The following is a 22,683-nucleotide window of genomic DNA, read 5'->3' as shown; positions in this document are numbered from 1 at the left end:
AGGACCGACGGGCGGCTGAGGTTCTGAACTGAAGGCTTACGGCTCAACCGAGTTGTAAACTTTTCCTCTCCACGCAACTGTCGAAGGCCGCACATACCAGCGCATGGCCCAAGGCAGGCCGCCGTTGCAAGGGGGAGCGGGTGCCCGAGGCCGTCAGCCATGCGCAGTACGTGGAGATGCCCTGCCCGAGCTGTGGCGAGCCCATCGCCCCGGAGCTGTACGTGGTCGTGGACAGCGACGAGCGGCCCGATCTGGTACGGCTCATCAAGCAGGACATCCTCCACTGTCCGGTCTGCCCCCACTGCGACGTCGTCCTGTACCTGGGAATGCCGCTGCTGGTCCACCGCCCCGGACAGCGCGTGCCCGTCATCTACAGCCCGGTCCCACGGGCCGATCCCGAACTGCGTCGCCGGCACGGCGAGATGCTGGTCCAGATCCTCCGGGAGCGGCTGGGCGGTCGATGGACGGACCGCTTGGGGCGCCGCGTGTACACGGCGGACCGAAACCGACTCGCCGCCCTCGTCGATCTGGACCTGGACCTGCTGCCGGGCGGGCGTGACACCTCCCTGAGCGAGGCGATGGAGCGCTATCAGTTCTGCGCCACCTGGGAGGAGGCCCGCGCGGCGGTCGAGCGGTTCGATGTCCTGCTCGGCCCGGAGGCGGAGTTCGTCCTGCGCAACGGCATCCGCAAGGCCGAGGCAGCCGCAGACACCGAGGCAGTGGCGACGACGGCCCAGCACCTCGACGTACTGCTGGACTGCCGCGACCGTGGCGTGCCGGCCGCGTTCGCCGAGCTGTGCGACGGCACGGGCCGCACCGTCAAGGCGAGCCTGGCCGCCATCTTCCGCGCACTGGCCCAGTCGTCCGGCGACGAGCCGCGCAGCACCCTCGCGCTCCTGCGCGCGGCCCTGGAACGGCGAAGCCGCGAGGACGACGAGGAGAGCTGGGCCCACCTCCAGCTGAGCCTCGCCGACACCCTGGCCGACCTCACCCTCGCGGGGCAGACCGCCGAGACGGACGACCCCGCCTGGCACTACCGGTGCGCGCTGGAGTTCTTCACCACCCGGCGGGCACCGCGCGAGTGGATCGCGGCCTCACTGCGCCTGCTCCGCGCGGTCCGTCTGACACCGTCGTTCCCGACCGCACCGCAGCTGGCACTGGCGATCCTGTGCCGCGCACAGCCTCCGGACCGCACCCGGCGCACCCTTGCGGAGGTGCTGCCGGGCCTCTGGGCGGCGGTGAAGGGGGACGCCGAGGCGCCCGCCGTGGCGGATGTCGTGCAGGCGCTCGTCGACGACGGGATGCTCCGCGTCGGCGGCGACGGTGAGGCCTGTGAGGTGCCCGACTGGGTCAGGGCGTCGCTGTCCGCGGGCTTGTCCCCGTCCACCGGCCTGAGCGTCGACTCCTTGCTCGCCCGGCACCGACTCGCCCGCCTGTCTTCGCCCGGGCCGGAGCCGGCGGACGGGCCGACCGGGCCGGAACCGGCGCAGACCCTCGCCGCGGCCGTGCCCTACCTCGCCCGGGCTCGGGACTGGGAGCTGCTGCGCCCCGTCCTGCAGACGCTGGTCGCCGTCGACCCCAGTCCCGCCACCATCGACACGGTGCAGGCCCACCACAGGGCCATGGCCGAGGAGACCGGCAGCACCGAGAGCCGTGCGGAACTGGGGCGGCTCCTGATGTCCAGCCGTCCCGCGGAAGCCGAACCCCTGTTACGGGCCGCACTTGAGGAGTACCGGGCCGCAGACGCCTCCCGGCAGGTGCTCAGGGTCGGCTTCAACCTGGCCGGGGTGCTGCTGCGCACGGGGCGCGGCAGGGAGGCGGTCGCCCTCCACAAGGAGCTGACACGGCTCGCCGCCGACCTCGACGGCGACCGCTGGACCGAACTCGCCCTGGAAGTACGCCACCTGGAGATCCAGCACGTCTTACGGCGCCACGAGGACGTGCTCGACGGTGTTCGCGTGCTGCGTGACCGTATCGCCGCCTGGCCGGAGCAGGCGCCCGCGGACGGGGACGCGATCGCCCCCCACGAGGTCCGCGAGGCCCTGCTGGCCCTGGGCGAGCGCGCCGCCGGCGATCTGGGGCGCTGGGGTGAGGTGCTGTCCTTCTCCGACGCGAGGCTCGCCGGTATGCGCAAGCGCGGAGCCTCACCGCACGAACTGGCCCAAGCGCATCACAACCGCTACATACCCTTGCTCAACCTCGGCGAGCTCGACGCCGCCGAGACGATCCTGCTCTACTGCCGCGAGGAGTACGAGAAGACCGGCAGCGCCCGCGAACTGGCCGCCGTGACCGGGGCACTCGGCGAGATCGCGCAGCGACGCGGGCGCGCCGCGCAGGCGATCGAACTCCAGCAACAGACTCTGTACCACGCCCACCGGACAGCCGATCCACGCCTCGCCGCCACCGCGCACCGGCACTACGCCGAGTACCTCCCGCAGGAAGAGGACGAGGCCCGCCTCGCCCACGCCCTGCTGGCCGCCCTGCTGTACCGGGCCGTCGGCGACGAGAACCGGTTCCGGCAGACCATCACGCAGATCGCGGACCGCCACCACGCGCCCGACCTGCTGGCCGAGGCGACCCAGCCCTGGCTGGCCTCGGTGATCGCGCGCATCGACGGCACGGACCTGACGCACCTGCGGACGGCCCTCGGGCTCGATGCGTCCGCCGTCGACGGCGCGCTCGGGGAGATCCTCACCATCGTCGGCGGGGCCGACCCCGCGCAGGGCGGCCATCACGACACCCTGGCGCGCCGATGGGACCCGGCGATCGCCGCCGTGGTCGCCGCGGTGGACGGCGACCAGGATGCCGTCGCCGCGCTCACCGAGCACCTCGCCCTGCGCGAACTCGCCCCGGACTGGGCCCGGCTCGTCGTCGCACTGCGGCTCGTCCTCGACGGGCGGCGCGACGGGGCGGCACTGACGGCCGGCCTGGACGACATCGACACCGCTGTCGTCCGCCGTACGCTCGACGCCCTGGCCGGACGCGCCCGGATGACCAGCAGCCCGTCGGAGCTCGCCGCCGCCACCGCCGACGCTCGGCGCCGTCATCAAGATCTGCTGGACATGATGTGCGCCGCGGTGCGAGGAAGCCGGCGCGCTCGGGACCGGGCCGACGCATGGCTCAGGACGACCGCCGTGGAGGCCGGGCAGCCGGATCTTGCCCGCGCCGTGTCCGCCGTCCTCGCGGGAACGCGCGAACCCGACCTCGCCCTGGGCGGCCTGACGCCCGCTCAGCTGCGACTGGTCGAGGCGATCACCGAGGCGGTGGACGCACAGGAGCCCGACGCCATCGACGCGGACGACCCGGCCGGGTACCTCTACGAGATCCTGTCCGGCCCCGTCGGCCCGTCCTACGACGAGGTCGGCGTGATCGTCCGTAACGAGCCCGGCCTTGCGGAGGCCTGCGCAGCGACCGGGCGGGGAATCAGGCGCCGGCTCGAGGCCGGCGACACCGCCGCGGCGGCGCACATCCTGAACGTCGTCGTCGCCGTCCTGCTGCTCCGGCACGACCTGCGCCACGCCCTGCCCCTGGCCGAGATCCTCGCCGGCGCGGCCGACCGGGATCCGACGCTCGCCCTCGAACCGGACGTCGTCGAGCTCGTGTCCCGTGCCGCCGTCGACGCGGCCGAGCGAACCAGGGCCGAGAGCGTCCTGTCGCTGGTGGGCGCGGCCGTACCCCGCCACACCCCGGTCCCCCTGGGGATGCGGCCCGCTCCCGACCTCGTCGACCGGGCGGGCCGCTGGCTGACCGTCGCACGCACCCTGCGCCGCCGCGTGCCCGACGACGTCGCGGAGCGGCAACTCACCCTCGCCGAGGCCGTGGTGAGCCAGGCCGTCGGGGACGTCCAGCAGACCATCGCGCTGGTCCGGACAGCCCTGGACGACCCCCGCACCACCGACGCCGAGCCGTGGTACACCGCCTCCCTGCGGGCTGCCCTCGCCGCCGCGCACACCCGCCGCGGCGACCTGCACACGGCCTTGGAGATCTACGACGGCCTGCTGGCCGCCGACTTCCCGGACGGCCCGCAGGACATCGCGGATTTGCTGGTCCGCCGGGCGGATGTCCTCGCCCTGCTCGGCCGCCACCGGCAGGCTCTCGCCGACCTGCACAGGGCGCAGGCGCTCCTGGACGCGCACACCGGCGCGGGCATCGACACGGCACTCACCCGCGGCTTGCTCCACAGCGAACTCGGCTGGCTCTACGAGCTGTTGGGCGACCTGCCCGCGGCCGCCGGCGCGTACGAGCACGGTCTGCTCATCGCCCGGAGCATCGGGCACCGGATCGGCGAGGCGACCATGCTCAAGGTCCTCGGATCCCTGCTGGGGAAGCTGAGCACGGGCTACCTCAGAGCACTGGGCGCCGGAGAGCTCCGGGAGGTCTTCGCGGTCCTGTACCGGGTGGATCCCCAGCTGATGCATCTGCCGACCCGCGAGGGCGCCCGCCGGGCCGGCGTCGCCCTGCTGCGAAACGCCGCCGCACTGTTCCGTGCGGCGCACGACGAACCCGGCTGGGCGCGGACGACGGACGCCCTGTGCAACCTCATGCCCGAAGACCAGGACGAGCAGGCGGTGGAGTTGCTCACCGAGGTGCTCGGGGTGCTGGAGAACGACCGGCTGGGGCAGGCCGTCCCCCTGGCCAACCTGGCCTCCAGGTACGTCTCGCTCGGCCGGCTCGACGAGGCAGAGGACGCGCTGCGCCGTAGTCTCGACATCTCGCGCGCCGCCGGGTACTTCGACGCCGCCACCCACTCGGCGACCTCGCTCGGCTCGCTGTACCACCGCCAAGGACGCCTGGCGGAGGCCGAGAAGGCGTTCCGGGACGCCGTCTCGCTCATAGAGGCCGTCCGTCCGCACCGCCCGCTCGACGACCGGTCCCGGGTCAGCTTCGTGCACGGACATCAGCGGGCCTTCCAGGGGCTCGTGGACTGCCTGCTGGCACGCGGCGCGCACGACGAAGCCTTCGACGTCGTTCAGCAGGCGAAGTCCCGCGCCCTCGTGGAACTCCTCGCCGTCGCCGAGCCGGCGCCCCACCAGGCGGCGACCGGACGGTTCGCCGAACTGCTCGCCGCCGAGGCCGAACACCTCGCCGTGCTGCGGCGGGCGAGCAAGCAGCCGGAACTCGCCGCCCGCGCCCAGGACGCGCTGCACGCCGTGTACGAGGAGATGAGCGGCCACGACGCGGACTACGTGACCATGCGCCGGGGCACTCCGGCCGACGCCCGTTCGGTCCGGCGGTGGCTCGCCGGCCAGGGACGGCCGGTCCTGCTGGTCGAGTACTTCCTCGGCCTGGAGTATCTGACCGTGTTCTTCCTGCGGGCGGAGTGGGAGACGGTGCGCATCGCCACCACCCGCCTCACCCGCGCCGACCTGGCACGCGCCCACGCCGACTTCCGGCGGCAGGTGGTGCAGTACCGCAATGCCGCGGGCTCCGCCTGGACGGCGCTGTCCCAGCAGGTGACCGAGCCGATGGGGGCGTTCCTGCGCCCGGACGACCTGGTGGTGCTGGTACCGCACGGCACGCTGCACGCCCTGCCGCTGCACGCCCTACCCGTCGGCGGTGAGCCCCTCGCGAGCCGCAACCCGGTCGTCCACATCCCCGCCGCCGGCCTGCTGCCCCTGTGCCAGAGCCCCGCCAAGGGCACCGGCAGGCTGGACACGTGCGCGGCCTTCGGCGTCACCTACGAGGCCGAGGCGGCGGCGGTGGCCGAGCTGTTCGGCGACGAGTACGTCCCCGCAGCGGGACTGACCGCCGACGCGATCGCGGCACGGGCGGCGGGCCGCGACGTCCTGCACTTCTCCTGTCACGCCCGGTTCGACGCGGCGGACCCGCTCGGCTCGGGCCTCTGCCTCAGTCCCGGTGACCCCGGCGAGACCGATGACGCCACCGGCACCATGCTGACGGTGCGTGACATCATGGCCATGCGGCTCCGCCACGAGCTCATCACGGTCAGCGCGTGCGAGACCGGCGTGCAGGAAGCCCTGGACGGGGACGAGCTCATAGGACTGACCCGTGCCTTCCTGTACGCCGGGGCGCGCGCCGTCGTGGCCAGTCTCTGGCCGGTCGACGCCGACACCACACGGGACTTCATGGTCCGCTTCTACAGCCACCTGCGCGCCGCGCTTGCCCGCGGGGACGCCCTCGACAAGGCCGGTGCGCTGCGCCTGGCACAGCTCGACATCATGCGGGACAAGGGCGTACAGGCCTCGTACCACTGGGCGCCGTTCGTCCTGGTCGGCGACGGGAACTGAGAGGGAACGCATGACGGAGACGACGGCCCACCTCGCGGAGATCGACCTCGAACCGCTCGACGGGGCACCGATCAAGGGCCCCGGAGAGGACCAGGCGCACCTCCCGACCTTCCTCGGCAGAACCAACCGGGTCCGGCTGGGCAGGCCGCGCGTGGCCGACCACCTCGCGGAACTGCGCGCCGCCGGCGACGTCCCCGGCGAGCTGGAACGCCATGTGCGCACCGGGGGTTCGGTTCTCGCCGTCCGCCCGACGCTCACCCTGCTGCCCGCCAGCGGCTGCGTCTTCGTCGACGTCGACTTCGCCCTCGAACTGATCGCCACGCCCGTGCAGGCGGGACAGACGGTGGGCAGGCCGCTCGCCTACGCCGTCCGTCCTGACAGGGTCGTCGAAGAGGTGCCGGTCACCCACACGGCGAAGACCGTTCAGGAGATCGGCGGGGAAGCCGGGGCGGGACTCGGGAAGCTGATCGCGAAGATCACTCAGGAGAACGCCTTCGAGGAGAAGGGCAAGCGCTACACGTCTCGTATCTACGGCTACGGCGTCAACTTCTACGAGGTGGGCTGGCGGCTGAGGGCGACCACGGCCGCGGACCTCGCCGGAGACATCACCGGTCTGGAGGTCGTCGTCCAGGTGCCGACCGGCGCGACGCTCGCCGGTCGCTTCCGGGTCGCCGCCGAGATCGCCATCCAGGCCGGCCCGGACCGCTGGCTGACCCGCACCTTCGGACCACGCCGCACCCAGCCGACCCTGGACGTCGTCTACGACCTGCACGGCTGAACCGGGTCGCGGTCCGGCGACCGAGCTCCGGGCCGGTCGTTGCCCTCAAGAGGCGTGCGGTGACCGCGCGCCGGTCGCGGTCCGTGTGTCAGTCGCCCTTGCGGCGGAACCAGCCGCGCCGGGGCGGGTGCGGGGGCGGGGCGGCCGGGCCCGGATGCGGCGGGGGGGTGGGGCCCGGATGCGCGGGCGGGACCGGGCCGCCGTACGGGGACGGAGACGGGCCGGGTTGGGCGGGGGGCGGCGTCGGGCCGTTGAAGGGCGGCAGGGTCTTGAACTGATCGTGCAGGGCGATGGTCGGCGTGATGCGGTGCAGCGCGGCGCGTACCAGGGTGAGCGGGTGGTCGGGGAACTGCGGATCCCAGTGCTCCAGGTCGGCCACGTGGTACGGCAGCCCGCCCAACTGCCCGCCGCCGACGTACGGGTGGGGCTGGAAGTACTCGGCCGGACCGACCTGACTCATCACCATGCTCTCCCGCAGACCGGTCATCGCGCCCTCCGCGGCCTGCACCTTCACAACGGCGCTGCACCGGTCCTTCGGCAGCGTCCAGCTGCCGAGGAAGGCTTGCCCCTGCCTGCTCTGCAGCGGCATCTTGATCAGCTGGCGCAGTGCCGGGACCCCGTCCACGGCCCCCACCACCGCCTCGATGAGACCGCCTCCGGATCCCGCCACGCCCTGCGCGCACCCGAACCGCAGCCGCTCCGGTTCGTGCAGTGGGGCGGCCAGATCCGGGACGAGGGGAAAGAAATGCACCGACAGGACCAGCCCCGCCGCGTCGGTCCACAGGCCGGGCTCCCGCTCGGTGAACCCCGTGAGGTCCAGGCCGGTGATCGGGGTCTGGGCTATCGAAGTCATGGTGATCATCATGCCGGGTCGCTGAAGCGAACGCCGCGGCGGGGCGATGATCGGGCGGATCCGTTCTGCCGGCAGGCGGCGGCCTCTTCGTCGCGGGGTGGGTCCGCCGCTGGATGGTCCGTGGTGGCGCGGGTGGTCGGGCCGGTGATGCGCGGGAAGCGGCGGGCGGCCATCAGGAAGCCGAGTGCCGTCAGCACGAACGGCCAGGTGAAGGGGCGGCCACCGGACGGGGCGAGCAGAGCGGCGGCGGCCGGTGTCAGCGCGGTCGCGGTTGCGGCACCGAGCAGCGCGTACAGCAGCGTCGCCCGGGTGGCCGGCAGGAACACCCCGCAGAGCGCCAACGCGACGAGCACCGCGTTGTAGCCCAATGTGCCGTCGGCGATCCGTGCGGCGGGCGCCCCGAGCGCCCAGGCCGTCAGGATGCCCGTCGCGCTGCCGCAACAGGCCACCCAGCCCGCCGTGCGGCTCGCCAGGAACAGACCCGCGAGCAGCAGAGCCCCGGCATACCACTGATCCATGAAGAAGACCTGGGACAGGTTGCGCAGGAACGCCCCTGCCACGTCGTACGGTCGCAGGACGGTGGGTCCGGATGCCGCCCGGGGCAGTACGGCGACGCTCTCGCCGGTCGACCAGATGCGCTGGAAGGCAGGCGCGGCCACGGTGACGGCGCCCGCCAGCAGGCAGTAGGGCAGGGTCAGCGTCGGCAGATCCCAGACGTGCAGGAGCTGGACGACGGCCGCCGTGACGACCGTGACCATGAGACAGGCCACGACGGCGAGCAGTGCCGTGGCCGGCCTGCGCGCATCCAGGAAAACGGCCAAGCAGAGCGCGGTCAGACAGGAGTTGAAGCCCTCCAGCCCCGCCCGCACCCGTTCGCGGGTCACACCCAGCAGGCATGCCGTGCCGGTGCCGAGGGCGGCGCCGCCCAAGCCGTAGGCGCCGTACCGCCAGTCCGCGGTGCACAGCGCGAGGGCGAAGACAGCGCCTGACCAGGCGCTCTCCAGGAACATGACCTGGGCGAGACCGCGCAGCACGCGTATCCCGAACTCCAGGCCATGCCCCTTTTCGGACGTGTCCGTGTATCTGTGCACCTTCATCCATATTCGGTGCCGCATACCCGAGCCCCCCCAAGGCAGATCTTTCCGCTGTGCGGCATCATATTTCCACAATGCGACATTGCGGTGTAGTGGGAGGGGACGCGCAGAACACATTCCTGGCATGATGAGCCGCCGTGGGCTCCGTGCAGAGCGGGACAGTACGGCGGCCCACGCCGGTCGCGGACCGCGGCTCGGGCGCCCGTGCCGCATCACGAGGAGGCTCCGCATGTTGTCGCTCGATCTCCACCCGATCTTCCGCAACAACCGCGACATCGAACTGGCGCTGCGCCAGTTCCTGTTCAGGGCCAACCACTCGGGCGAAACCGTCGTGGAGATCATTCCGGGCAAGGGTTCCGGGCGGCTGAAGGCCCGCGTTCTCGCGTTCCTGGACCAGAAGCACATCAGAAAGCTGTACGTCCGGCGTGAGGTCGACACGGGCAACGCCGGACGCATCCTTGTGTACTTCGACGAGGCGGGTCTCTCGGGCTGAGTGGGCACAAGGAATGCCTCGGACCGGCTCGTGCAGCACTTCGCCCCGCCGGATGACCGACGGGGCGAAGTGCTGCGGAGCCGAGAGCGACCGACGGCTGTCGTCGGTGTCGGCTCAGGCCCGCTGTGCTGAGCTCGTGTTCCGGTTACTTGGTGAAGGCCGCGACACCGTTCGGGGTGCCCAGGCCCGTCGGGCCGTCATAGCCCTTGCCCGCCTTGCAGAGGTAGTCGCTGCAGGACCCGTTCGAGCCGTCGGTGACGTCGTTCAGCTTGTCCGGGTGGGCGTAGGGGTAGGACGCCGGAACGTCATTGGCGCCCGGGGCGCCGGCCAGCGCGTAGACACCGGCGATGAACGGCGAGGAGGCGCTGGTTCCGCCGTACACGTTCCAGCCGCTTGCCTGGTAGGTGTCGTAGACGGCGAGACCGGTGGCCGGGTCGGCGACGGCCGCGACGTCGGCGACACTGCGCTTGGTGCAGCTGGTGTCCTTCTGCCAGGACGGCTTGGCGTCGAACTGCGAGCAGCCCGAGCCCGCTCCCTCGCCGCCGGCGGACGTGCCCCACACGGACTCGGAGTAGCCGCGGGTGCTGCCGTCCTTCTTGAGCGACGTACCGCCGACGGCCGTCACGTACTGCGAGGCGGCCGGGTACTCGGTGCCGTAGCCGCTGTCGCCGGAGCTGACGGTGATGGCGACGCCGGGGTGCTTGAAGTACTTGTCGTCCGCCTGGGTGTCGGCGGCCTCCTCGCCCCCGCCGTAGCTGTTGGAGACGTACTTGGCGCCCTGCTTGACGGCCTGGTTCACGGCCGCACCGAGGTCGTCCATGTTGGCGGACTTGGCCTCGACGAGCAGGATGTGGCACTGGGGGCAGGCGGCGCTGACCATGTCCACATCGAGGGAGATCTCTCCGGCCCAACCGGCGTCGGGCGTCGGGTACTTCGAGCCGCCGTCCTGGTCGATCTTCTTGAAGCAGCCGTTGCTGGTGCTGCACTCCGGCAGGCCGTACTGGGACCGGTAGGCCGCCAGGTCCTTCTCGGCGTTCGGGTCGTCGTTGGCGTCGACGATCGCGACGGTGGCGCCCTTGCCGCCGTCCTTGGGCAGGTTGTAGGCGGCCTGCAGGTCGGCCGGTCCGAAGCCCTTGGGGGCGTCGTGCCTGCCGAGGGTCTTCTGCGCCTTGAGGTCGGTGCGGACGACCGCTTGGCAGGCCATGTATCCGGGCTTGCTCGGCTGTGAACAGAGCCGGTGGGTGGACACGGTGGAGGCCGGGGACGAGGCCGTGGCCGTCGTCGCGAAGGCCGCCGAGTGCGAGGCGGCCAGGCCGGCGGTGATCAGGGCTGCTGCAGACAGGAACGCGGGTGCGCCGCGACGTATCAGGGTCCTTCTGCGATGAGAACGCAATGAACTGCCCTCCGTGGGGGGATGGGTGGCTCCACTGCGGCGGCCGGTCAGCGTGTCACGTGCATGACAACCGCTTTCCGTTGGGGGTGGCCGTGTGGAACCGGGTTCCGGGCATACTGCTGCTTGCTGCCACCACGTTCAGTGGTGGCTACGGATGAGGCTATTGATAATTTGCCGAAGAGAACAGGGGCAGTTGGAAAAACTTTGCCTCCAACTTCCCGGCGCGGGCGTATACCTTGTGCAGCCATGGAGCTGGAAGATGGAACCGTCAACGACCTGATGTCCCTGGGACTGCCCCGATACGAGGCACGGGTCTACCTGTCGCTCATCAGGCGTGGTTCCTACACGGCCGCCGAGGTGGCCCGGGAGGCCGACGTACCGCGCCAACGCGTGTACGACGTGCTGGACGCGCTCGTGCGGCGGCATCTGGTCACCGCCCACCCCGGACGGGTGGCCATGTACTCCGCCGTCACGCCCGAGTTGGCCCTCGCCCGGCTGATGACCGTGCAACGGGAGTCCGTCGACCGCCTGGAGCGGGTCTCGCAGGAGCTGGCCGGTGTCCTGCAGCCGCTCTGGTCGCAGGGGCGGGAACACACCGATCCGCTGGACTACATCGAGATCCTGCGCGACCCCAAAGCGATCTCCGAGCGCTTCGCCGACATCCAGCGGCAGGCCCGACACGAACTACTCACCTTCTGCAAGCCGCCGTTCGTCGCCCCCGCCGAGAACACGGAGGGCCTGGCGGTGGTCCGCCGACTGCACCGGGCGGGCGGCACCGTCCGGGCGATCTACCTCGACGAGGCCCTGGGCGACCCCGGGACCGTGGAGCACGTACGGCGCTTCGCCACCGCCGGGGAGGAGGCCCGCTTCGCCCCCGAACTGCCGCTGAAACTCGTCATCGCCGATGCCGCCCTCGTCCTGTGCGACATGCCGGACCCGGTGGCCGGCGCCGGCTCCACCACCACGCTCTTCATCGAGCACCCGGCCCTGGCGGGCTGCCTGCGGCTGGCCTTCCACACCGTCTGGAAGGATGCCGTACCGGCTCCGGAGTCCAGCCTGGCGCCCTGACCGGTGCTTCAGCGCGTCGCGGTTGCCGGGGTGGTCGTAGGGAGGGCCATCGTCATGCCGCAGGACATCGTGTTCCACCTTCCCTTCGCGCCGGAGGTCGGCCCGGATGCGGACGGTGCCCGGCGGCGCAGCCTTGACTGGTGCCGACGCCAGGGCCTGGTGGCACACCCAGTCGACCAGGAGCGGTTCCTGCGCTGGGACATCGCCGGACTGATGGCGGCGTGGGTCCCACGGGCCGCCGGTGACCGGCTGGATCTCACGGTGGACGCCGTCGTCGTGGCGACGCTCCTGGACGACCCGTTCGACGGCCCCCTGGCCGCCCAGCCGCGCCGCGTCGCGGCGGCCTGCCGGGCCTTCACCGACGTGATCACCTCGGGCGCAGGCGCAGGCGCAGGCGCACCGGCCGGCGCGGGTCCGCTGGTCTGCGCGTTCGGGCAGGTGTGCCGCCGCCTGGCGTACCAGGCCTCGCCCGCCTGGCTGGAGAGCACCGGCCGGCACTGGCAGCGGTATCTGAACGCGTACGCCGTGGAAGCCGGCAACCGTGCGCAGCACCGCATCCCGACCCGGGCCGAGCACTTCGCGCTGCGCCGCGATTCCGGCTTCGTCCAGGCGATGCCGGACCTGAGTCAGAAGGCGTACGACTTCGAACTCCCGCCCCACCTCTCCACGGATCCGAAGGTGCGACGCATGCTGGACATCACCGCCGACGTCGTGGACACCGTCAATGACGTCCATTCGGTCGAGAAGGAGGAGTCCCGCGGCGACGTGCACAATCTGGTCCTGGTCATCGAGCATGAACTCGGCTGCGACCGCGACGCCGCGATCATCTGCTCTGGAGCCGGGCCTGTCTGCGCTACTCGCACCTGGTGCCCCCGGGCGAGCCGGCTCTCGTCACCGATCTGCTGACGGACCGCTGAGCTTGTTCCCTCCACGGGGACCTGGCGAGGTTGTCACGCACCCGTACAGCCCCCTCCGAAAGCGTGGCGCTTGTGTGAAGGCGGCGCGCGGCACGTGCCTGTCCTCCACACTCGTGATCACGGCCTTCGCGCTGTTCCCGTGCCGGGCGGGGAACAAAAGATCGGCCGGGGCTGCTCGTACGTCCGCCGAGCTGGGAAAGACCCACCAAGGGCGAACCGATTCCCACGGGGCCCGATGAGATGACCGCACACCGATGTGGAGGCACACATGGCCGGATTCCTCGACAGGGCGAAAGAGCAGGCTCAGCAGGCACTCCAGCAGGGAAAGGAGAAGGTGGACGAACTGCAGGCCCAACGGGCCGGAGGTGACCTGCTGAAGAAGCTCGGCGCGGCCTACTACGCGGAGAAGCGTGGATCGGGCACGGAACAGGCGACCCAGGACGCCCTCAACGCCCTGGAAGCCCACATCAGCGCGCACGGGGACGGCTTCCTGCGTTCGCAGTAGTCACCCCGCCGCAGCAGGCAGCGGCGTCGACCGGAGCCCGGAACACCGCCCGGTCGACGCCGGCTGTCCCGGCCGCCGGGCCGGCGGGATCAGTGCCGGGTCCGGCGCCCACTACTCGACGGCAGGGTCCTCCTGCGCGTTCCGCAGGGCCTTCTTCACGGCCTGCTCCACCTCGCCCCGGTCGGCTTCGGTGGCTTCGGCGTGCGCGGTGATGGCCGCCTGTACGGCCTCGGACGCCTTGCGCCAGCGGCGCCACTGGGCGTCGTACTCGCCACCGGTGAGGCCGGCGAGCTTGGCGCGTTCTTCTTCGGCGGATCGTTCCAGCTTGATCAACTCATCGGGGACCTCTGCCATGGGCAGGGATCCTAAGCGGCGAGCGGGACGGGCCGACGATAAGACTTACCCCCCGATCGGGTAGAGCCGCCTGCCACGTACTGGTGGAGCCCGCCGATCACAACGCAGCACCATGAGTGACCGACGACTTCGGTGACGTCGTCCGTTGACAACCGTGCCGCATCGGGTTTCAGGCGCGTCCGCGGAGCATGAGGTTCCAGTAGAGGAACGGCAGCCCATAGCGCTTGAGGTACCACATGTCCCGGCGTTCACGGGTCGTGTCGATGAGGGGGAGAGTGGGACGGTGCCGCAGGGTGTAGTCGAACTCGGCCAGCAGCATGCTGTGTCGTGAGGTGGTGATCGGACAGGAGGAGTATCCGTCGTACGACGCGGGCAGCGGCTCGGCGTTCGCGAGGCTGGCGGCGACGTTCCGGGCGACGACGGGAGCCTGTTTACGGATCGCGGCGCCCGTCTTGGAGTTGGGTGAGGAGCCGGCGTCGCCGAGGGCGAAGACGTCGGGATGGCGCACATGACGCATGGTGTGCTTGTCGATCTCCACATAGCCGGCGGGATCCGCCGGATCGGCCAGCGGAGTCTCCTTGAGCCAGTCGGGTGCCGACTGGGGCGGCACGAGGTGCATCATGTCGAAACGGATGGAGTCCTTGGTCCCGGACGCGTGGTCGACGACCACGGCGTTGCGGCCGTCCGGGTCCACTTCGACCAGTTCGCTGTTCTTGCGCACCTCGATGCCGTAGCGCGCCACGACCCGCTCCAGTTCCTCCGCGAACACGGGAACCCCGAACATCCCGGGTGTGGGCAGCACGAGGACCACCCGTATGTCCTTCAGGACACCCTGCTCACGCCAGTGGTCCGCGGCCAGATAGGCGATCTTCTGTGGTGCTCCACCACACTTGATCGGACCTGACGGCATGGTGAACACCGCTGTGCCCGAGCGCATCGAGCGGATCAAGTCCCAGGTTTTGGGCGCCAGTTCGTAGGCGTAGTTGCTGGAGGAGTGCGGCGCGGTGACGGCCTGCGCCATGCCGGGGACCCTGTTCCAGTCGAGCTGGATGCCGGGGCAGACGACCAGCCTGTCGTAGGCGATGGTGCGTCCGTCGGCGGTGCCGACCGTCCGTCCCTCGGGGTCCACGGTCTCCACCCGGTCGCGGATCCAGCGGACGCCCCTCGGTAAGACGGACCGCTGGGGGCGGGCGCTTGCCCCGGCGGTGGCCCGCCCGCCGCCGACGAGTGTCCATAGCGGCTGGTAGTAGTGCGTGGTGGAGGGCTCGACGAGCCCGATGTCGCGGATGCCGTGGCGCAGCAGGCGGGCCGCGACGCTGATGCCGGCGGTTCCTCCCCCCACGATGAGGACCTTGTGGTGAGCGTCGGTGGTCATATCCGTTCTCCTTCCGGTGCGAGGGCCATGCCATGACGTGTCGTACGGCTCCCCCTTGCACTCGCCCCGTTAATGTACGTACATTAGCCTTTCAAATGTACGTACACAAGGATGGGGATCATGAGCGAGGAACCGACCCCCTCGGCCGGCCGGGGAACACGGTCGCGGGCAGGCCGGGGCGGGACTCCGCTGTGGCGCCATGTGCGCGACGACCTCAGATCCCGGTTGGCGCGAGGTGAGTTCGGCGACTCCTTCCCCGGAGAGAACGAGCTGGCCGCGCGGTACGAGGTGAGCCGGCACACCATTCGCGAGGCACTGCGCGAGCTGAGGGAGGAGGGGCTGGTCACCGCGGCGAAAGGCCGACGGCCGCGACCGGTGGGCGAGGCGGTCATAGAACAGCCCGTCGGCGCCCTCTACAGCCTGTTCTCCTCCGTCGAGGCGGCCGGCCTCGAGCAGCGCAGCATCGTCCGCAACCTCGACATCCGTGCCGACGCGCACGTGGCAGTGCGCCTGGGCATGGAGGAGTCGACGCCGCTGCTGTATCTCGAACGGATCCGCCTGGCCGACGGAGAACCCCTGGCCCACGACAAGGTGTGGCTGCTGGCTTCGGACGCCCGGGCGTTGCTCGGCGTCGACTTCAGCCACACGGCGCTCTACGACGAACTCGCCGACCGCTGTGGCATTCGTCTGGTCGGGGGAGAGGAACGTATCAAGGCGGTCATTCCCACGGCTGCCGAACAAAGGCTGCTCGGCCTCCCCGAGGGGGTGGCGGCGTTCTCCATCGAACGGGTCGGCCGTACGCACGGCCGCGCCGTCGAGTGGCGCACCACCCTCATCCGCGGCGACCGGTTCAGTGTCGTGGCGCAGTTCGACGCCCGCGCCGGGTACCGCATCGATCCTGCCGGAACGCCTTTCATCCGGTCGGGCCGGAGCATACGACGGCTCGATCCGGCGCGGTGAGAGGGCCCGGAACGGGTCTTGTGTCCACGAGTCGGCCGCAGGGCCAACCCTCATGCCTCATACCCACGGGGCCCGACGGTGCTGGAGGAGTGCCTGACATGTTCTTCGTCGACACGATCGAGGTCACGGGGCTCGGCAACCGTAGTTACCTGGCAGGCGGCGAGCGTACGGCCGTGGCCGTCGACCCGCCACGTGACGTCGACCGCGTGCTGGCGGCCGCGGCCCGCAGGGGCGTGCGGATCTCGCACGTCGTCGAGACCCACATCCACAACGACTACGTCACCGGTGGCCTGGACCTCGCCCGCATCACCGGCGCCGCCTATCTCGTACCTGCCGGGGCCGGCGTGTCGTTCGCGCGCATACCCGTGCACGACGGCGACCGTACGGTCATAGACACGGGTCTCGTCCTGCGGGCGCTGGCGACGCCCGGTCACACCCCGCACCACACCGCCTACGTCCTCGAGGAGCTCGGAACGGCCGTCGCGGCGTTCACGGGAGGCTCCCTGCTGATCGGTACCGTCGGCCGCCCCGACCTGGTCGAGCCGCGCCTGACCGAAAGCCTCGCCCGTGCGCAGCACGCATCCGCACACCGTCTCGCCACGGAACTGCCGGACGGCGCCGCCGTGTTGCCCACGCACGGATTCGGCAGCTTCTGCTCTGCCGGCCGGGCCGAGGGGAACGAGACCACCATCGGGAAGGAGAAGGCCTCGAACGAGGCCCTCACCCAGGACGTCGACACCTTCGTCACCCGCATGCTGGCGGGGCTCGACGACGTTCCCGCGTACTACGCGCACATGGCTCCCGCCAACTCCGCCGGGCCCACTCCGGTCGACCTCACCACGCCCGCGATCGCCGACGCCGCCGAGATCGCGGCGCGACTGGCCGCCGGGGAGTGGGTCGTCGACCTGCGCAACCGGATCGCGTTCGCCGAAGGACACGTCACCGGCACCTACAACTTCGAGGCCGACGGGCAACTCGCCACCTACCTGGCCTGGTTGATCCCCTGGGGCAAACCCGTGACGCTGCTCGCCGAATCGGCCGAGCAACTGGCACACGCCCAACGCGAGTTGGTGCGCGTCGGGATCGACCGCCCGGCCGCCGCGGCCACCGGCGAACCGTCGGCCTGGACGGCCGAGGGCGACGCCCTGGCCGCTTTCCCGCGCGCCACCTTCGCAGACCTGGCCGGGCGGCACCCCGCCAAGGGCGTGGTCGCGCTGGACGTCCGGCGCGCCTGCGAGCGGGCCGCCGGATACATCGAGGGCTCGGTCCACATCCCGCTGCACACCCTGCACCGGCGCCTCGACGAGGTGCCGCCCGGTGAGGTGTGGGTGCACTGCGCGGGTGGCATGCGCGCCGCCATCGCCGCCTCGCTGCTGGACGCGGCAGGCCGTGACGTCGTCGCCGTGGACGACTCCTTCCCGGCCGCCTACACGACCGGACTCTGCCTTCGTACCGCCTGAGCCTTACCAGTCCGGAACAACCCACCACCGCAACAAGAGGCGAGGACCGCCCATGAAGACATTCCGTTCCGGCGCAGACCGGATCACCGTAGCGGAAGCGGTTGAACGCACCGCGCACGGGCTTGCGTCCGAAGCCGGCGTGCACGTCGACGCGGCCGTACTGCTGGACGTCCGCGAACTCGACGAGTGGAGCGCCGGCCACGCACCCGGAGCCGTACACCATTCCCTCACCGGACTCCTCGCAGGCGTGCCACTGCCCACCGAGGCCCGAGGGCGCCGGCTGGTCGTCATCTGCCGCTCCGGCAACCGGTCCCGGCGAGCCGCCGAACTGCTGACAGCGGGCGGCGCCGAGGCCGTGGACGTGATCGGGGGAATGCGCGCGTGGGCGCAGGCCGGGCTGCCGGTGGTGGACGCGCGGGGCCTGCACGGTACGGTCGCGTGAGCTCCCTGGTCCTCGCCCTCGCGGCCGGCGCGCTGATCGGGCTGGCCCTCGGCGGGCTCGGCGGCGGTGGCAGTGTCCTGGCCGTGCCCGCCCTGATCTACCTGCTCGGCTTCACCCCCGTGTCGGCCACCACCGCCGGGCTGGTGATCGTGGCCCTCACCTCGGCAACCGCCCTGAGCGCGCACGCCCGTGACGGACATGTCCGCTGGGGTGCGGGACTGCTCTTCGCCGCGGCGGGCATCGGCCCGGCGATGCTGGGTTCCGCCCTCGCCGCCCAGCTGCCTGCGGGCGCCCTGCAGGCGGCCTTCGCGATGGTCGCCGCCGTCGCGGCGGTACGCATGCTGCGACCCGGCCCGGAGGACTCGGACACCCGAAGGATCAGGCCCGGACACGCGGCGGCGGCCGGCGCGGGACTCGGCGCCGTAACCGGTGTCCTCGGAGTCGGCGGCGGCTTCCTCGCGGTACCCGCTCTCGTGGCCGTACTCGGAGTCCGCATGCGCGAGGCCGTCGGTACGAGCCTGCTGGTCATCACCGTCAACTCGCTCGCGGCGCTCGCACTGCGCGGCGGCACGGCGGACCGGCTCGACTGGGGGGTCGTCGGCCCCTTCGCCGGCGCCGCGGTGCTGGGAGCGTGGGACGGCAGGCGCCTGGCCGCCAAGGCGCAGCCGAAGACCTTGCAACGCGCCTTCGCCCTGGCGCTGCTGGCCGTGGCCGCTTTCATGTTCGGCGACGCCGTGGTCTGACCCGACCTCGACCGGAAAGATTGCTATAGCAAAGTTGTAGTCCTGGAGTACGGGACTTGACCGGCGGCTGGAGCTTGCTACAACCGAGGCGGAGAAATCAACACCACGCTCTGGGTGTTATGTTCGTGGCGCGGGCCCCGTCGCGTGCGGTCTACTGTGCGGTGTGAAGAAGATCCTGCTGATCGAAGCATTCGCAAACTCCGGCCCCTATGTGCTGGATGCGGCCCGGGCACTCGGCGCGCACGTCTTCGTCGCCACGCACGAGGACGTGTACGAGAGCTACCCCGCCGAGCTGCGCGACAAGATCCACGGCGCGGTGTTCACCGACCTCACCGACTCCGACCGGGCGCTCGCGGAACTGGCCGCGTTCGCCGAGGCGACGGAGGTCGACGCGGTGGCCGGTTGCCGGGAGTTCTTCAGCCCGCTGGTCGCCCTCCTGGCCGAGCGCCTGGGGCTGCCCGGCAATGACCCCCGGCGCGCCCGGGCGTGCCGGAACAGGGCGCAGATGGCCGAGGTCTTCGTCGCGGGCCAGGTGCCCGCGCCGAGAACGATCAGCGTGCACACGGCCGGGCAGGCGGCACGTGCCCTCGGCCGCGCGGGCATCGGGTTCCCGGTCGTCGTCAAACCGGCCGAGCAGGGCGGTTCCTGTGGTGTGAGTGTGGTCGGCAGTCCCGAACAGCTCGACACGGCCGTACGGCATGCGCAGTCCCGGCCGATCGCCGCCCCGCACGGCCTGCCCATGGATCAGCGTGTCATCGTCCAGGAGTACGTCCCCGGACCCGAGTTCAGCCTGGACACCGTGGTCTGGCGTGACGAGTACTTCCACCTGCCGATGGTCGAGAAGCACACCACCGGCGGTACCTACCGGGCGGCGGCCGGTCACACCTGCCCCGCGGCTCTGCCACCCGCCGGCCTTCACGGCCTGCGGACGGCCACCGAACGGGCCCTGCGGGCCCTCGGCATCCGCAACGGCGTCGCCCACACCCAACTCAAGATCTCGCCCGACGCGGGCCCCGTCGTCATCGAGGTCGGCGCCCGCCTGCCGGGAGACCACCTCGTGGACGTCGTACGCCGCGCCTCCGGCATCGACGAGGCCCGCGCCTACCTCCAGGCCGTCCTCGACGAGAAGCCGGACGTGCCCGCGCCGAGGGAAGGGGCGTGCGCGATCCGGTTCCTCACGCCGCCCCGCGCCGGCACCTTCCACGGGGTGACCATCCTCGGCCGCCACGACGGCCTGGTCGACCAGAACATCACCACCCAGCCAGGGGCCGCCGTCGGCACGGCCCACGGCAACTCGGCCCGCGTCGGTCACCTGGTCTTCACCGCACCCACGTCCGCGCAGGTCAACGCCGACGCCGCCCGCGCACTCGCCCACACCCGCGTAGAGGTGAGCTGACATGCAGCGCATCGCCTTCCTCCGGTCGGCCGACATCCGGCGGGCCGGCCCGTACATCCACGGCATCGCCCCCGCCCTTGCCGGGCTGGGCGCCGAGGCCCGCCTCTTCCACACCCATGGCGAGTGCGGCCCGGATCTGTTCCCGGGTACGAGCGAGCGGCTCGACCCCGCCGCGACACCGGACGAGTTCGTCGAGCGCGTGCGCGCCTGGGGAGCCGATGCCGCCGTGGCGATCTCCCTGCCGGACGACAAACGCCCTGCGCGATGCCGTGGTGAAGACCAAGCTCGAAGCCCTCGGCATCCGCACCGTCATGACACCCCTCGCGGCCACGCGCGTCCTGTGCGACAAGTGGGAGACCAAGCGGGTCCTGGCCGCGCACGGTCTCACCACCCCGCCCGCCGTCCTGGTCGACAGCGATCTCCTCAACTACCGGGCGCTGCCCGTCCCGGCCTACCCGGACGCCGTACGCCTCGCCGCCCAGGACATCGGATATCCCCTCATGGCGAAGCCGTTGTGGGACTCCACCAGCATGGGCATCGCCTTCATCCCCGATCCCGCCCGCCTCGACCGCTACCTGGCCGCCCGGCCTGCCGCGCACACGGTCCTGGAGAAGTGCGTCGGCGGGCTCTGCTCGGTCGACATCGTCGGCGCCGCAGGCCACTACACCGTCATGCCACTCATCCGGACCGGCACCGCGGGAGGCCCTCCGGCGTTCACGTTCGAAGACCTGCGTTACGCCGCCCCGGCCCGGGACGACGACTTCCGGCCCACGGCACAGCGCCTGGTGGACCTGTGCACGGAACTCGGAGTCGAAGGGTCGGTCAACGTCGACATGGTCCACGCCGACGGCGTCTACCACGTCCTGGAGATCAACCCCCGGATCGGCGGAGCAACCACCCTGTCCATCGCCGCCGGCGGACTCAACACCTTCGTCGCCCTCCTCGACATCCTGAGCGGCACCTGGCCGACCCGGACCAGTGCTCCGGCCGAGCGATACGCGATCGAGTGCCTCACCGCGAACCCCACGCCCGGGCTGCTCGCCGAACTCCGTGCCCGTATCGACCTCGTGACCTGCCACGACCTGATCATCGACGGCCACAACCACGGCGGCATCCTCACGTTCACCGTGGACCCGGGTGACGAGCAACGCGTGGTGAAGGAACTCACGGAACTGTGCACGCGGACCGACTTCATCGCGCCGCCGATGCTCGACAAGATCCGCCGCCTCCTGACGTCCGCGGGCCGGTGAGCGCCGCCACCGGCACTGGAGGACCGTGACGAGCCGTCCCGGCGGGGGAGTCGGCGGGCGACCCTCCGGGACGGCCGGTGCGGCGGTCGAGGACTCCGCGCGGAGCGCAGGATGCCCCGCGCGGAGCCCGGAAGCCGTAGGCCGCGAACCCCGCGAGAGGCTCCGCCTACCGAAGGTGCCCCGTGTCATTGAGCAGCCGCAGCGACGCGTTCCCGTCGGCGTAGTACGCCACCGCCGACAGCGACGCAGTCGCCGGTTCCATCCGGAACAGGGACTGCGCCGGCGCACCCAGCGCCAACCGCACCAGCGTCCTCAGCGGACCGACGTGCGAGACGACCAGCACCGTTTCCCCCGTGTGCCGCGCGAGCAGCACATCCCGCGCCGCCGCCACCCGCCGCGCCACCGCCTCGAACGGCTCGCCGCCGCCCGAGGGCGCCGCCGCCGGGGACGTCAGCCACGCCGTCAGGTCATCCGGATACCGCTCGCGCACCTCCGCGAAGGTCAGCCCCTCCCAGGAACCGAAGTCCGCCTCCCGCAGGTTGTCCTCGACGCGCACGTCCAGGCCCAGCCGCGCGGCAACCGCCTGCGCCGTCTCCCGGCAGCGCCGCAGCGGAGAGGCGACGATCGCCTGCACACCGCCGCGGACGTCCAGCAGCCCCGCGGTTGCCTCGGCCTGCCGCCGCCCGGCCTCCGACAGCGACGGATCCGAACCGCCGCTGCCGGAGAACCGCTTGTGCGGTGTCAGTGGTGTTTCACCATGCCGCAGGAGTACGAGCGTCGTCGGTGTACCCTCGGTCGGCCAGCCGGGGGCGGCCGGAGCAGCCGCCTCGACCGCCGGCTCGACCCCCGACCGCTCCCACTTGCGCCCCCCGAGGCCCGCGTCCATCGCGTCGTCCACCAGCCGGCTATTTCTCCGGCGGTGCAAAATGGTCCCGGACGGAGTCCGTCTGGTTCTTCATCATGGCGATGATCCCCTTGACGACGTCGGGGTCCGCGTCGTCGGCGATCGTCAGCTCTCGTGACCACTCGAAGTAGCTGCGGTCCGGATCGTTGGTGATCGGCCGGACGCGAAGGGTGGCGACGTAGCTGGTGACACCTGATGTCGGCGCGATGGCCCGGTAGGTGGAGGACCGCTCCACTTCGTTGCGGCCGGCGACCTCCTGCTGGACGAGGCCTTCGTTGAACACCAGCGTGAAGTCGTAGCGTGCCGGCACCCGTTCGAGCGCACCGCCTTCCGCCCAGCTCACGTCCTTCACCGCAGGCCCGGACACGATCTGCACCAGCTTCATGGGGTCGCGGACCTCGCCCAGACGGTGTCCGGAGCGGCGTCGACGATCGTCGAGTGGTGCATCGT

At 71.3% G+C, this 22,683-nt stretch carries 18 protein-coding genes and 1 pseudogene; 12 read left to right on the top strand and 7 right to left on the bottom strand.

The features are described 5' to 3' along the window. The first annotated feature begins 140 nt into the window (after positions 1 to 140). Both BFF78_RS02090 and BFF78_RS02085 read left to right on the top strand, forming a co-directional pair. Complete coding sequence (locus BFF78_RS02090) at positions 141 to 6,248, top strand: CHAT domain-containing protein (RefSeq protein WP_069776678.1); 6,108 nt, start codon at positions 141 to 143, stop codon at positions 6,246 to 6,248. Positions 6,249 to 6,258: 10 nt separating this feature from the next. After that, positions 6,259 to 7,026 (top strand): hypothetical protein, encoded by a 768-nt coding sequence (locus tag BFF78_RS02085; RefSeq protein WP_069776677.1) that lies wholly within the window; start codon positions 6,259 to 6,261, stop codon positions 7,024 to 7,026. Positions 7,027 to 7,114: 88 nt separating this feature from the next. Here the strand turns inward: BFF78_RS02085 and BFF78_RS02080 are convergent, their stop codons facing one another. Further along, positions 7,115 to 7,879 carry a hypothetical protein gene (locus tag BFF78_RS02080; RefSeq protein WP_227025670.1) on the bottom strand — a complete coding sequence of 255 codons (765 nt, stop codon included), beginning with the start codon at positions 7,877 to 7,879 and terminating at the stop codon, positions 7,115 to 7,117. A gap of 8 nt (positions 7,880 to 7,887) precedes the next feature. Then, complete coding sequence (locus BFF78_RS02075) at positions 7,888 to 8,976, bottom strand: urea transporter (protein WP_069776676.1); 1,089 nt, start codon at positions 8,974 to 8,976, stop codon at positions 7,888 to 7,890. Positions 8,977 to 9,202: 226 nt separating this feature from the next. Here BFF78_RS02075 and BFF78_RS02070 point away from each other — a divergent pair, with 226 nt between their 5' ends. After that, positions 9,203 to 9,466 carry a Smr/MutS family protein gene (locus tag BFF78_RS02070; RefSeq protein ID WP_069776675.1) on the top strand — a complete coding sequence of 88 codons (264 nt, stop codon included), beginning with the start codon at positions 9,203 to 9,205 and terminating at the stop codon, positions 9,464 to 9,466. A 145-nt stretch (positions 9,467 to 9,611) separates the two neighbouring features. On the opposite strand, the gene BFF78_RS02065 is transcribed toward BFF78_RS02070, so the two are convergent. Continuing rightward, positions 9,612 to 10,835, bottom strand: coding sequence for a S53 family peptidase (locus tag BFF78_RS02065; RefSeq protein ID WP_099055025.1), 1,224 nt, complete (start codon positions 10,833 to 10,835; stop codon positions 9,612 to 9,614). A gap of 270 nt (positions 10,836 to 11,105) precedes the next feature. Between BFF78_RS02065 and BFF78_RS02060 the strand changes: the two genes are divergently transcribed. The 3 genes from BFF78_RS02060 to BFF78_RS02050 all read left to right on the top strand — a co-directional run bounded on the left by BFF78_RS02060 (position 11,106) and on the right by BFF78_RS02050 (position 13,349). Further along, positions 11,106 to 11,927 carry a TrmB family transcriptional regulator gene (locus BFF78_RS02060; RefSeq protein ID WP_069776674.1) on the top strand — a complete coding sequence of 274 codons (822 nt, stop codon included), beginning with the start codon at positions 11,106 to 11,108 and terminating at the stop codon, positions 11,925 to 11,927. Between the two features lie 54 nt (positions 11,928 to 11,981). Then, complete coding sequence (locus BFF78_RS02055; RefSeq protein ID WP_069776673.1) at positions 11,982 to 12,833, top strand: terpene synthase family protein; 852 nt, start codon at positions 11,982 to 11,984, stop codon at positions 12,831 to 12,833. A 279-nt stretch (positions 12,834 to 13,112) separates the two neighbouring features. Further along, a complete protein-coding gene (locus BFF78_RS02050) occupies positions 13,113 to 13,349 on the top strand; it encodes a hypothetical protein (protein WP_069776672.1) in 237 nt (78 codons plus the stop codon). A 111-nt stretch (positions 13,350 to 13,460) separates the two neighbouring features. On the opposite strand, the gene BFF78_RS02045 is transcribed toward BFF78_RS02050, so the two are convergent. Both BFF78_RS02045 and BFF78_RS02040 read right to left on the bottom strand, forming a co-directional pair. Further along, the gene (locus tag BFF78_RS02045; RefSeq protein WP_193433394.1) at positions 13,461 to 13,703 is read right to left on the bottom strand and encodes a hypothetical protein; all 243 of its coding nucleotides are present in this window, start codon (positions 13,701 to 13,703) and stop codon (positions 13,461 to 13,463) included. A gap of 169 nt (positions 13,704 to 13,872) precedes the next feature. Then, positions 13,873 to 15,078 carry an NAD(P)/FAD-dependent oxidoreductase gene (locus BFF78_RS02040; protein ID WP_069776671.1) on the bottom strand — a complete coding sequence of 402 codons (1,206 nt, stop codon included), beginning with the start codon at positions 15,076 to 15,078 and terminating at the stop codon, positions 13,873 to 13,875. A 120-nt stretch (positions 15,079 to 15,198) separates the two neighbouring features. Here BFF78_RS02040 and BFF78_RS02035 point away from each other — a divergent pair, with 120 nt between their 5' ends. From BFF78_RS02035 to BFF78_RS02010, 6 genes are all read left to right on the top strand, one after another. Next, a complete protein-coding gene (locus BFF78_RS02035; RefSeq protein WP_079161107.1) occupies positions 15,199 to 16,038 on the top strand; it encodes a GntR family transcriptional regulator in 840 nt (279 codons plus the stop codon). A gap of 98 nt (positions 16,039 to 16,136) precedes the next feature. Then, positions 16,137 to 17,498: an MBL fold metallo-hydrolase gene (locus BFF78_RS02030; protein ID WP_069776670.1), complete on the top strand. Its 1,362-nt coding sequence runs from the start codon at positions 16,137 to 16,139 to the stop codon at positions 17,496 to 17,498. Positions 17,499 to 17,550: 52 nt separating this feature from the next. Next, the gene (locus BFF78_RS02025) at positions 17,551 to 17,940 is read left to right on the top strand and encodes a rhodanese-like domain-containing protein (protein ID WP_069776669.1); all 390 of its coding nucleotides are present in this window, start codon (positions 17,551 to 17,553) and stop codon (positions 17,938 to 17,940) included. After that, the gene (locus BFF78_RS02020) at positions 17,937 to 18,683 is read left to right on the top strand and encodes a sulfite exporter TauE/SafE family protein (protein ID WP_069776668.1); all 747 of its coding nucleotides are present in this window, start codon (positions 17,937 to 17,939) and stop codon (positions 18,681 to 18,683) included. Before BFF78_RS02025 ends, BFF78_RS02020 begins: the two co-directional genes overlap by 4 nt. 163 nt (positions 18,684 to 18,846) lie before the next feature. Further along, a complete protein-coding gene (locus tag BFF78_RS02015) occupies positions 18,847 to 20,079 on the top strand; it encodes an ATP-grasp domain-containing protein (RefSeq protein ID WP_069776667.1) in 1,233 nt (410 codons plus the stop codon). Between the two features lie 272 nt (positions 20,080 to 20,351). After that, positions 20,352 to 21,329 carry an ATP-grasp domain-containing protein gene (locus tag BFF78_RS02010; protein ID WP_159032927.1) on the top strand — a complete coding sequence of 326 codons (978 nt, stop codon included), beginning with the start codon at positions 20,352 to 20,354 and terminating at the stop codon, positions 21,327 to 21,329. 166 nt (positions 21,330 to 21,495) lie between these two features. Here BFF78_RS02010 and BFF78_RS02005 read toward each other — a convergent pair. Both BFF78_RS02005 and BFF78_RS02000 read right to left on the bottom strand, forming a co-directional pair. Further along, positions 21,496 to 22,248: pseudogene (locus BFF78_RS02005) on the bottom strand (histidine phosphatase family protein); the annotation flags it as partial. Beyond that, on the bottom strand, positions 22,235 to 22,618 hold the full coding sequence (locus BFF78_RS02000) for an SRPBCC family protein (RefSeq protein ID WP_069776666.1): 384 nt from the start codon (positions 22,616 to 22,618) through the stop codon (positions 22,235 to 22,237). The gene BFF78_RS02000 and the pseudogene BFF78_RS02005, both read right to left, overlap by 14 nt. Positions 22,619 to 22,683 lie beyond the last annotated feature (65 nt).

The organism is Streptomyces fodineus, from assembly GCF_001735805.1.
Lineage (GTDB): Bacteria > Actinomycetota > Actinomycetes > Streptomycetales > Streptomycetaceae > Streptomyces > Streptomyces fodineus.
Note: the sequence above shows the minus strand (reverse complement) of the source record. Positions and strands in the feature narration are given on the sequence as shown.